The organism is Comamonas testosteroni TK102 (genome assembly GCF_000739375.1).
In the GTDB taxonomy this organism is placed as follows: domain Bacteria; phylum Pseudomonadota; class Gammaproteobacteria; order Burkholderiales; family Burkholderiaceae_C; genus Comamonas; species Comamonas brasiliensis.
In genome coordinates this window covers 4154936-4166268 of record NZ_CP006704.1, presented here as the reverse complement: position 1 = coordinate 4166268, position 11333 = coordinate 4154936, and the positions used below count along the sequence as shown (strand labels likewise).

11 protein-coding genes are annotated in these 11333 nt (G+C 62.2%); all 11 read left to right on the top strand.

The window, feature by feature from the left end; genetic code table 11:
* The first annotated feature begins 87 nt into the window (after window positions 1-87).
* The 11 genes from ndk (at window position 88) to hflX (ending at window position 11306) form a co-directional block, all read left to right on the top strand.
* Complete coding sequence (gene ndk, locus O987_RS18825) at window positions 88-513, top strand: nucleoside-diphosphate kinase (RefSeq protein ID WP_003053316.1); 426 nt, start codon at window positions 88-90, stop codon at window positions 511-513.
* A 130-nt stretch (window positions 514-643) separates the two neighbouring features.
* On the top strand, window positions 644-1765 hold the full coding sequence (gene rlmN / locus O987_RS18820) for a 23S rRNA (adenine(2503)-C(2))-methyltransferase RlmN (RefSeq protein WP_043374006.1): 1122 nt from the start codon (window positions 644-646) through the stop codon (window positions 1763-1765).
* Between the two features lie 25 nt (window positions 1766-1790).
* The gene (gene pilW / locus O987_RS18815) at window positions 1791-2642 is read left to right on the top strand and encodes a type IV pilus biogenesis/stability protein PilW (RefSeq protein WP_003053318.1); all 852 of its coding nucleotides are present in this window, start codon (window positions 1791-1793) and stop codon (window positions 2640-2642) included.
* Window positions 2635-3618 (top strand): helix-turn-helix domain-containing protein, encoded by a 984-nt coding sequence (locus O987_RS18810; protein ID WP_043374004.1) that lies wholly within the window; start codon window positions 2635-2637, stop codon window positions 3616-3618. The genes pilW and O987_RS18810 overlap by 8 nt, the downstream gene beginning before the upstream one ends.
* 19 nt (window positions 3619-3637) lie before the next feature.
* The gene (ispG, locus tag O987_RS18805) at window positions 3638-4918 is read left to right on the top strand and encodes a flavodoxin-dependent (E)-4-hydroxy-3-methylbut-2-enyl-diphosphate synthase (RefSeq protein ID WP_003053320.1); all 1281 of its coding nucleotides are present in this window, start codon (window positions 3638-3640) and stop codon (window positions 4916-4918) included.
* A 235-nt stretch (window positions 4919-5153) separates the two neighbouring features.
* A complete protein-coding gene (gene hisS / locus O987_RS18800; RefSeq protein ID WP_216594959.1) occupies window positions 5154-6422 on the top strand; it encodes a histidine--tRNA ligase in 1269 nt (422 codons plus the stop codon).
* 49 nt (window positions 6423-6471) lie between these two features.
* Complete coding sequence (locus O987_RS18795; protein ID WP_003053322.1) at window positions 6472-7149, top strand: YfgM family protein; 678 nt, start codon at window positions 6472-6474, stop codon at window positions 7147-7149.
* A 2-nt stretch (window positions 7150-7151) separates the two neighbouring features.
* Window positions 7152-8327, top strand: coding sequence for an outer membrane protein assembly factor BamB (gene bamB / locus O987_RS18790; RefSeq protein WP_003053324.1), 1176 nt, complete (start codon window positions 7152-7154; stop codon window positions 8325-8327).
* 15 nt (window positions 8328-8342) lie between these two features.
* Entirely contained in the window at window positions 8343-9683 is a 1341-nt protein-coding gene (der, locus tag O987_RS18785) for a ribosome biogenesis GTPase Der (RefSeq protein ID WP_043373998.1), read from the top strand.
* Window positions 9684-9786: 103 nt separating this feature from the next.
* Window positions 9787-10041: an RNA chaperone Hfq gene (hfq, locus tag O987_RS18780; protein ID WP_003053328.1), complete on the top strand. Its 255-nt coding sequence runs from the start codon at window positions 9787-9789 to the stop codon at window positions 10039-10041.
* A gap of 101 nt (window positions 10042-10142) precedes the next feature.
* Window positions 10143-11306 (top strand): GTPase HflX, encoded by a 1164-nt coding sequence (hflX, locus tag O987_RS18775; RefSeq protein WP_003053330.1) that lies wholly within the window; start codon window positions 10143-10145, stop codon window positions 11304-11306.
* The last annotated feature ends 27 nt before the right edge of the window (window positions 11307-11333 follow it).

Here is an 11333-nt window from a genome sequence, read left to right as displayed (position 1 = left end):
TTCAAGGTCTATGGTGGCACCGCTAAAATCAACTGTTTTGCTTTTTCGGCAAAAACCCATAGTAACCCTGATTAGGAAATAATCATCATGGCTATCGAACGTACCCTCTCCATCATCAAGCCCGACGCAGTTGCCAAGAACGTGATCGGCCAAATCTACGCCCGCTTCGAAGCTGCTGGCCTGAAGATCGTGGCTGCCAAGCTGGTGCACCTGTCGCGCGGCGAAGCCGAGCAGTTCTACGCTGTGCACGCTGCCCGTCCTTTCTTCAAGGATCTGGTGGACTTCATGGTCTCCGGCCCCGTGATGATTCAAGCTCTGGAAGGCGAGAACGCCATCCTGAAGAACCGTGAACTGATGGGCGCCACCGACCCCAAGAAGGCCGAGAAGGGCACCATCCGCGCCGACTTCGCCGACAGCATCGACGCCAACGCCGTGCACGGCTCCGACGCTGCTGAAACCGCTGCTGTGGAAGTTGCCTTCTTCTTCCCCGGCATGAACGTGTACTCGCGTTAATCCACGCTAGCTTTACAGCATGCTCTCGCTGACGCCAGCGCTTCGCCTGGGCGAAGCCGGTGTCAGCACTTGAAGATGCTGGCCACGGCGTGGCAAACACCGTTCGCAAGACGCCTCGCCACATGCCGATATGACTACTAATTTGCTTGATTTTGACCTCGAAGGACTGACCGCTTATTGCGAGCAGCTCGGGGAGAAGCGTTTCCGTGCGACGCAGCTGTTCCGCTGGATTCACCAGCGTGGCGCATCCGATTTCGACCAGATGACCGATCTGGCCAAGTCCCTGCGCGAAAAGCTCAAGAGCCGGGCCCACATTACCGCTTTGCCTGTGGTGACCGAGCATGTCTCTGCCGATGGCACCGTGAAGTGGCTGTTCGATGTGGGTGACGGCAATGCCGTCGAATCCGTTTTCATTCCCGAGGACGACCGTGGCACGCTGTGTGTCTCGTCCCAGGCCGGTTGCGCCGTGGGCTGCCGCTTTTGCTCGACGGGGCATCAGGGCTTCAGCCGCAACCTCGATACTGGCGAAATCCTTGCCCAGCTCTGGTATGCCGAGCATTCGCTGCGCAAGCGTTTCGGTACCGAAGATCGCATCATCTCCAACGTGGTGATGATGGGCATGGGCGAGCCGCTGCAGAACTACAGTGCGCTGGTGCCCGCCCTGCGCGTGATGCTGGACGACCATGGCTACGGCCTGTCGCGCCGCCGCGTAACGGTGTCCACCTCCGGCGTGGTGCCCATGATGGACCGCCTGTCGCAGGACTGCGCCGTGGCGCTGGCCGTTTCCCTGCATGCGCCCAACGATCCGCTGCGCGACAACCTGGTGCCGCTGAACAGGAAATACCCGATTGCCGAGCTGCTGGATGCCTGCGAGCGCTATCTGGAGTTTGCACCGCGCGACTTCATCACCTTTGAATATTGCATGCTCGACGGCGTTAATGATCAGCCGGAGCATGCGCGTCAGCTGATAGAGTTGGTGCGCGCGCGCGGCGACGGCAAGAGCTGGTGCAAGTTCAATCTGATTCCATTCAATCCCTTCCCGGCCTCGGGGCTGCTGCGCTCGTCGGCGGCGCGCGTGACCGAATTTGCCGCCATGCTCAGCAATGCCGGCATCGTGACCACGGTGCGCAAGACCCGTGGCGACGATATCGACGCGGCCTGCGGTCAGCTGGCTGGTGACGTCAAGGATAGAACCCGCGCTGCCGAGCGTATGGCCAAGCAGCGCACCATCCCGCTCAAGCAGGTGTCTTGACGGAGCTTTGAATAAAGGACAATCAATGAGGGCAGTGGCACAGCGACCGGTTTGGCGACATTGGGGCTTGTTGGCCCGGTGGGGGGTACCGGTTGCGGTCGCGGCACTTGTGGGCTGTACCTCGACGACGACCACCACCACTTCCTCTACGTCCGTTCCCCAGGCTTCCGTGGTCAGCACGGGGGCAACCCAGGTCGCAGATGCCAATCGCCGTGCGCAGATCCGTCTGGAACTGGCAGCCAACTACTTTCAGGCCGGGCGCCTGGACGTGGCCATGGATGAGGTCGGCCAGGCCTTGGCTGCCAAGCCCGATTACGCCGATGCATACGGTCTGCTGGGCCTGATCCTCATGCAGAACCAGGACTGGGCACAGGCCGAGGTCGCCATGCGCAAGGCCGTGGACCTCAATCCGCGCGACGGCAACCAGATTCACAACTACGGCTGGATGCAATGTCAGCAAAAGCATTTCGATGTAGCCCAGCAATGGTTTGACAGGGCCTTGCAGGCGCCGGGCTATCGCGAGCAGCCCAAGACCCTGCTGGCCAAGGGCATGTGCTACCAGCAGGCAGGCCAGCTGGAGCAGGCCTACCAGAACATGTTCCGCGCCTACGAGATGGACGTGGGCAACGCCGCTACGGGCTACAACCTGGCGAATGTGCTCTGGCTCAAGGGTGATCTGAAAAAAGCGCAGTTCTACATCCGGCGCTTGAATAACAATAGCAATCAGGCCAGCGCAGAAAGCCTCTGGCTGGCAATCAAAATAGACAGGGCATTGCACGACGACATTGGAGCGCGTCAACAGGCCGATCAGCTGCGCGAGCGTTTTCCTCAATCGCGTCAGTGGCTGGCCTATGAGCGCGGAGCTTTCAATGAGTGAGGCTGCGGTGGAAGAGGAAACTATGCAAAGCGAAGAGCAGGCGCCAACTCCGGCACAGACCACGGCGGGGGCCTTGTTGCGTCAGGCGCGGGAAGCGGCCCGCATGCAGCTGCCCGTGATGGCGGCAACATTGAAGGTGCCGCAGCGCAAGCTGGAAGCGCTGGAGGCTGATGACTACGCGGCCTTTCCCGATCATGTGTTCATGCGTGCCCTGGCCATGGGCATGTGCCGGACTTTGCATATCGAGGCCGATCCGGTGCTGGCCCTGCTGCCGCGCACCGAGATCAAAAGCCTGGCCAACACGGGCCCCGGCATCAACGAGGCCGTGAAGGTGCGCAGCAGCTTCAAGGTCACGGGGACATCGCTGGACTCCGGCAACAGCAGCTCGCGCAAGATCGCGGCAGGTGTGTTGATTCTGCTGGCGGCAGCGGCTGCCGTGTACTTTGTTCCCTTTCATCAGGTGATTGACGGCGCCGATACGGCAGATGTCCAGGCCCAGATGCCCGCCCAGGCGGAGTCTGGCGAGGCGGCCGTGATGGGCGCTCCTGTGACGGAGCCCGCGGCCCAGGCCGAGGAGGCTGCGCAAGGCGGATCGGCCGCGACAGCGGCTGCGTCGACCGAGTCCGTGACGGCTGCTGCGACTGCCGGCGTGACGGGCGCGGCTGCCGGGGCCGCCCCTGCCGCTGCGGCCCAGGCAGCCACACCGGCTGCCGAGGCAGCCACGCCCGCATCCGGCGCTGGCGGCCTGCTGGTGCTGAAGGTGAATACCGGTCAGTCCTGGGTCAAGGTCAAGGACGCGGCCGGCAAGGTGGTGCTGGAAAAGACCCTGTCCAAGGATGAATCTGCGACTGCCGAAGGCCAGTTGCCCCTGTCGGTGATTGTGGGCAACGCCAAGGGCACGCAGGTGACGGTTCGTGGCGAACCCTTCGATATCTCGAGCACACGCGACAATGTGGCTCGCTTCGAGGTGAAGTAACCGTTCGAGGTAAACAAGAGTGCAAGATTCTCAAAGTTCGCAGCAGCTCAGCCAGGCGATAGCCATCGCCAGCCCGCTGCCGCGCAAATCGCGCCAGGCCCGTGTGGTGTGGCGCAACAACGTGGTCACCGTGGGGGGCGATGCGCCCGTGCGCGTGCAGTCCATGACCAATACCGACACCGTGGATGCGGTGGAGACTGCCATCCAGGTGCGTCAGCTGGCCCAGGCCGGCTCGGAGATGGTGCGCATCACGGTGAACACGCCCGAGGCGGCGGCAGCCGTGCCCTATATCCGCGAGCAGCTCGATCGCATGGGCGAGTATGTGCCGTTGGTCGGGGACTTCCACTACAACGGCCACCGTCTGCTGACCGACTACCCCGACTGCGCCCAGGCGCTGTCCAAGTACCGCATCAACCCCGGCAACGTGGGCAAGGGCGACAAGAAGGACAAGCAGTTCGGTCAGATGATCGAGATTGCGGCCAAATACGACAAGGCCGTGCGCATCGGCGTGAACTGGGGCTCGCTGGACCAGGAAATCATGGCCGATCTGATGGATCAGAACAGCCGTCGCGAGAGGCCCTGGGAGACGCGCCAGGTCATGTACGAGGCGCTGATCACCTCGGCCATCAGCTCGGCCGAGCTGGCCAGGAATATCGGCCTGAACCCCGACAACATCATCCTGTCCTGCAAGGTCAGCGGTGTGCAGGATCTGATCTCGGTCTATCGCGAGCTGGCGCGCCGCTGCGACTATGCGCTGCATCTGGGCCTGACCGAGGCCGGCATGGGCACCAAGGGCACGGTGGCATCCACCGCTGCGCTGTCGGTGCTGCTGCAGGAGGGCATTGGCGACACGATTCGCGTCTCGCTCACGCCCCAGCCCGGTGAAGCACGCACGCAGGAAGTCGTGGTGGCCTCCGAAATTCTGCAGGCCCTGGGTCTGCGCGTGTTCGTGCCCAGCGTCACTGCCTGCCCGGGCTGCGGCCGCACCACCAGCACCACCTTCCAGGAGCTGGCCAAGAAGATCGACGATTTCCTGCGTGGCGAAATGCCGGTCTGGCGTACCCAGTTCCCCGGCGTGGAAGCCATGAAGGTGGCCGTGATGGGTTGCATCGTCAACGGCCCCGGCGAGAGCAAGCATGCCGATATCGGCATCAGCCTGCCCGGCAATGGCGAAGCGCCTGCGGCGCCGGTGTTCATCGACGGCGAGAAAGCCTTGACGCTGCGCGGCGAACATATCGCCGAGGAGTTCCAGACCCTGGTGCTGGAATATGTGCAGCGCCGCTACGGCCAGAAGGCCTGAGCGGCTCAGGCGCTCGCAGCGTCCCGTCATGCGGGTGGTGATTGCGCTTGCTGGCACAATGCCGGCGAGCCGGTACTTTGGAATTGATAGCTGCTTGCGCACTATCTGTATGGATTTGAATTAGGTTTCTAGTTAAAAGGCATAGTTGCCAAGCGCAATTTGCTCTTGTTTTGCTAGTAGCCCAAGTGTGAGACTTCACGTGGCCAAGAACGAAAAACTGACTGCCGTCAAAGGCATGAACGACATCCTCCCTCCCGACTCGGCGCGCTGGGAATGGTTTGAAGCCAAGGTGCGCGATCTGATGGGGCGCTTTGCCTATCGCAATATCCGCACTCCCATCGTCGAGCCCACGGCCTTGTTTGTGCGCGGCCTGGGCGAGGTGACCGATATCGTCGAGAAGGAGATGTACTCCTTCGAAGACAAGCTCAACGGCGAGCACCTGACCCTGCGCCCCGAAGGCACGGCCGGCGTGGTGCGCTCGGTGGTGGAAAACAATCTGCTCTACGAAGGCGGCAAGCGCCTGTTCTACATCGGGCAGATGTTCCGCCACGAACGTCCCCAGCGCGGCCGCTATCGCCAGTTCCATCAGGTCGGTGTGGAAGCCATGGGCTTTGCCGGCCCCGAGCTGGATGCCGAGGTGATTCTGCTGGCTGCGCAGCTGTGGAAGGAGCTGGGCATCGATGGCGTGCGCCTGGAGCTCAACAGCCTGGGCCAGCCCGAGGAACGCAAGGCGCATCGCGCGGCCCTGATCGCCTACTTCGAGCAGCACACCGAGGTGATGGACGAGGAGGCCAAGCGCCGCATGTACAGCAATCCGCTGCGCGTGCTGGATACCAAGAATCCGGCCATGCAGGACATGGTCAACGCAGCGCCCAAGCTGATGGACTATCTCGGGGATGCCTCCAAGGCGCATCTGAAGGCCGTGCAGGAGATTCTGGATGCCAACGGTGTGGCATGGAGCCTGAACCCGCGCCTGGTGCGCGGCATGGACTACTACAACCTCACGGTGTTCGAGTTCATTACCGACAAGCTGGGCTCGCAAGGCACCATCTGCGGCGGCGGTCGCTACGACTACCTGATCGAGGAAATCGGCGGCAAGCCCGCACCGGCCGTGGGCTGGGGCATGGGTGTCGAGCGCGTGCTCGAAGTGCTCAAGGAGGTGGGTGCCGAGATTCCTCAGCCCGCAGCCGATGTCTACGCCATCATTCCCGATGCCTCGGCACTGCCCCAGGTCTTCAAGACCGTGCAGCAGCTGCGCGCCGCCGGTGTGGCGGTGCAGATGCACGCAGCCGCAGGCGGGTCTGCCGAAGGCATGGGCTCGATGAAGTCCCAGTTCAAGAAGGCCGATGGCTCGGGTGCGCGCTTCGCCCTGATCTTCGGCGCTGACGAACTGGCACAGGGCAAGGTGACCGTGAAGTCGCTGCGCGACGGCGAAGGCCAGCAGCTGCAGCAGGCTCTGGCGGACGTGGCCCTGTGGGCCGGCAGCCTAAAATCGGCGGTTTGATTTTCCGCTTCTCGTTTTCTGACCAGCGTTCCACTCAATCTAAGTAGCCATGGCAAACCATCTCGATCTTGAAGAACAAGAGCAAATTGAGCAGCTCAAGCATTTCTGGAATTCCTGGGGGACTCTGATCACCAGCGTGCTGGTCGTGGTCTTTCTCGGACTGGCTGGCTGGAACGGCTGGCAGTACTGGCAAAAGCGTCAGGCGACTCAGGCCTCGGCCCTGGAGTTCGCGGTGGACGAAGCCCTGACGGCCAAGGATGCGGCCCGAGCCGACCAGGCTTTCGGCGAGCTGCGTGACAAGTACGCAGGCACTGCGCAGGCTGCCCAGACGGCTTTGCTGATGGCCAAGGCCTCGGTGGATGCCGGCAAGTTCGATGACGCCAAGGCGCAACTGAGCTGGGTGGCGGAGAAGGGCGACGAAGGCTTCAAGGCCCTGGCCCGCATTCGCCTGTCTTCGGTGCTGGAGCAGCAAAAAAGCTATGACGAAGGCCTGAAGGTGCTGGAAGCGTCCATGCCCGAGTCCTACGCCGGTCTGCAGGCCGACCGCCGCGGCGATCTGTATGGCGCGCTGGGCAAGCCGGCTGAGGCGATTGCCCAGTACCAGGCGGCCTACAAGGCACTGGACAAGGATCTGGACTACCGCCACCTGGTGGAGTTCAAGCTGAACGCGCTGGGTGCGGCTCCTGAAACCGCAACCCTGGTCAAGACAACGCCGTCGGAGAAATAATCTTGAAGACTTTTGCCCATCAAGTGAAGTCCGCTGCTCCCGCAGCGCAATCCGCAGCCCGCGTGCTGGTGCTGACCGCAGTGGCCGCGTCGCTGGCTGCCTGCTCCATGTTCGGCGGCAAGGACAAGCCCAAGCCACAGGATCTGGGGCCCAACCCCGCCAAGATCGCCGTGCACCAGGCCTGGTCCGCCAAGCTGGGCAGCGAAGTGCCTCTGGCCATGCCTGCGCTGGTGCAGGGCAATACCGTCACCGTGGTCACCAAGGACGGCAGCGTCACCACGCTGGACGGCAATACCGGCAGCCAGCTGGGCAAGTTCAGTGCGGGCGAGCCGCTGACCACCGGTGTGGGCAGCGACGGCCAGCGCACGGCGGTGGTCACGCGCAGCAACCAGCTCATGGTGTTTGCCGAAGGCAAGCAGCTGTGGAAGAACAATCTGAACGCCGCCGTCTACACACCGCCCCTGGTGGCCGGTGGGCGTGTGTTCGTGATGGCCGCTGACCGCTCGCTGGCGGCCTTCGATGCCAACACCGGTCGTGAGCTGTGGTCTGTCGAAGGCCCCAGCAATGAACCGCTTATTCTGCGCCAGCCCGGCGTTTTGCAGGCCGTTGGTAATAATCTGGTCGTGGGCGTGTCCGGACGTCTGGCCGGTGTCGATCCCGACAATGGCTCGGTGCGCTGGATGGCGCCTCTGGCCGCACCGCGCGGCACCAACGATGTGGAGCGACTGGTGGATCTGGTCGGTCCCGTAAGCCGTGTGGACAGCAGCGTCTGCGCACGTGCCTTCCAGGCCTCGGTGGGTTGCGTGGATGTGAGCACGGCCAATGTGCGCTGGACGCAGACCTCCAAGGGCAGCGATGGCGTGGCCGGTGACGAGCAGGCTGTGTTCGGCGCCGAAAGCAATGGCACGGTACAGGCATGGAATCGTGCAGACGGTCAGCGTCTGTGGTCCATCGACAAGCTGCAGTACCGCAAGCTGACGGCACCTCTGGTGCTGGGCCGCTCCGTGGTGCTGGCCGATGATTTGGGGACGGTGCATATGCTCTCGCGTGAAGATGGCTCTGCACTGGCCCGTTTGGAAACTGACAAGGCAGGAGTTGCCACTTCCCCGGTTGTTGCCGCCAATACTCTGGTGGTCGTCAGCCGAAGCGGAACTGTGTATGGCTTCAAGCCGGATTGATAGGTTGTTTTTGGAATGAAGCCAGTTATTGCCCTGGTAGGGCGCCCGAATGTGGGCAAGTCGACGCTGTTCAATCGACTCACGAAGTCGAGGGATGCCATCGTCGCCGACTTTGCAGGGCTGACGCGTGACCGCCATTACGGCCAGGGCCGTCAGGGCAAGCATGAGTACATCGTCATCGACACGGGCGGTTTCGAGCCGGACGCGTCGCGCGGCATCTTCAAGGAGATGGCCAAGCAGACGCAGCAAGCCGTGGCGGAAGCCGATGTCGTGATCTTCGTGCTGGATGCGCGCGCCGGTCTGTCCGGTCAGGATCACGAGATCGGCAACTACCTGCGCCGTCTGGGCAAGCCCACCATGCTGGTGGCCAACAAGGCCGAAGGCATGAAGGATGGTGCGCAGCTGTCCGAGTTCTATGAGCTGGGCCTTGGCGAGGTCGTGCCCGTGTCTGCAGCCCATGGTCAGGGTGTGCGCAGCCTGGTCGATGCAGCCCTGGGTCTGCTGAACCTGCCCGAGCCCGAAGAGGAAGCTTTTGGCGAGGAAGACCAGAAGCCCGTGCGTCTGGCGGTGGCGGGCCGTCCCAACGCCGGCAAGTCCACGCTGATCAACACCTGGCTGGGTGAAGAGCGCCTGGTGGCTTTCGACATGCCCGGCACCACGCGCGATGCGATCACCGTGCCTTTCGAACGCAACGGCCAGAAGTTCGAACTGATCGACACCGCCGGCCTGCGTCGCAAGGGCAAGGTGTTTGAAGCCATCGAGAAGTTCTCGGTGGTCAAGACGCTGCAGGCCATCGAAGGCGCCAACGTGGTGCTGCTGCTGATCGATGCCACGCAGGGCGTGACCGACCAGGACGCCCATATCGCCGGCTATATCCTGGAGAGCGGCCGCTCTGTGGTGCTGGCCATCAACAAATGGGATGCCGTCGATGACTACCAGCGCCAGATGCTGGAGCGCTCCATCGAGACACGCCTGTCCTTTCTGAAGTTCGCGCCGCTGCACTTCATCTCGGCACAGAAGCGCCAGGGTCTCGAGCCGCTGTGGAAATCCATCATCCAGGCCCATCGTGCAGCCACCTGCAAGATGCCTACGCCGGTGCTGACACGCATCCTGATGGAATCGATCCAGTTCCAGACGCCCAAGAAGGTGGGGGCCTATCGTCCCAAGATGCGCTATGCCCACCAGGGCGGCATGAACCCGCCCATCATCGTGATCCACGGCAATTCGCTGGAGCTGGTCACCGATGCCTACAAGCGCTTCCTGGAAGGTCGTTTCCGCAAGGAGTTCAATTTGGTCGGCACCCCGTTGCGCATCGACTTGAAAACCTCTCATAATCCTTACGCCGACAAGGATTAATTGCAGTCTGCTTGCGCCTGGGGAAAACCCTTTTCGCTGTTTCCCCCGGGCTCTGTGGTAATGTGTCGGTTTACAACAACACTCTTCGAACACGGAGAATATCGTGAGCAATAAAGGTCAACTCCTCCAAGATCCGTTCCTGAACGCACTGCGTCGTGAACATGTGCCCGTTTCCATCTACCTGGTCAACGGCATCAAGCTGCAGGGCCAAATCGAGTCGTTCGACCAATACGTGGTGCTTCTGCGCAACACCGTGACCCAGATGGTTTACAAGCACGCCATCTCCACCATCGTTCCCGGCCGTGCCGTGAACTTCTCGGCCGCTACGCCGGCTGACAACGACGCCCCCGCTGCCTAAGCTTTCTTGCGTCAACGCCCGCCGGCCAGCCCGGCGCGGCTCTTACCCTACGGGACAGGTATTTGAGTTCTGAATCCTTTGAACGTTCCGCGTCTGCGCCAGTGCTGCTGGTGGGCGTGGATTTTGGTGTTCCCCATTTCGACGACGAGCTGGAAGAGCTGGGCTTGCTGGCCCAGACCGCTGGCTTGCACCCCGTGGCGCGCTTGACCTGCAAGCGCAAAGCCCCCGATCCCGCGCTGTTCGTGGGCAGCGGCAAGGCGGATGAAATCCGCATGCTGGCCCAGATGCATGGCGCCAAGGAAGTCTGGTTCGACCAGGCCCTGAGCCCGGCGCAGCAGCGCAATCTGGAGCGCCATATCCAGATGCCGGTCAACGACCGGACCATGCTGATTCTCGAAATCTTCGCCCAGCGTGCGCGCAGCCATGAAGGCAAGCTGCAGGTGGAGCTGGCTCGTCTGCAGTACATCAGCACGCGCCTGGTGCGCCGCTGGAGCCACCTGGAGCGTCAGGCCGGCGGTATCGGTGGCCGTGGCGGCCCCGGTGAAAAGCAGATCGAGCTGGATCGCCGCATGATTGATGATGCCATCAAGCGCACCAAGGAGCGCCTGAAAAAGGTCAAGAAGCAGCGTTCCACGCAAAGACGCCAGCGCTCGCGTCGCGAAGTTTTCAATATTTCCCTGGTCGGCTATACCAATGCCGGCAAATCCACGCTGTTCAATGCCATGGTGAAGGCTCGCGCCTATGCCGCAGATCAGCTGTTTGCCACGCTGGATACGACCACCCGGCAGATGTACCTCACGGAGGCCGAGGAGTCGGTTTCCCTGTCGGATACCGTCGGTTTTATTCGTGACTTGCCGCACGGTCTGGTGGATGCCTTCCAGGCCACCTTGCAGGAGGCGATTGACGCCGATCTGCTGCTGCATGTCGTGGATGCATCGAACCCCGGATTCCCGGAACAAATACAACAAGTCCAAAAAGTTCTGGGTGAAATCGGGGCCGATGATGTGCCCCAGATTCTGGTTTTCAACAAGCTGGATGCCATTGAGCCCGAGCGTCAGCCTGCCGTGCTGCAGGATATGTATGAGCTCGATGGCGTGCCGGTGCCGCGTGTGTTTGTCAGTGCTCGCTCGGGGCAGGGGCTTGCGCAGCTGCGGCAGATGTTGGCTGACCGGGTTTTGCAGGTACGTGAAGAGGCGGCACGCGAAGAAGTCGAGGGGCAGGACGATACGTACTGGATGTCCCCTGATGACGACGCGCAATACTAGGGGCTTGCGTCCCTATTGGGCACAATG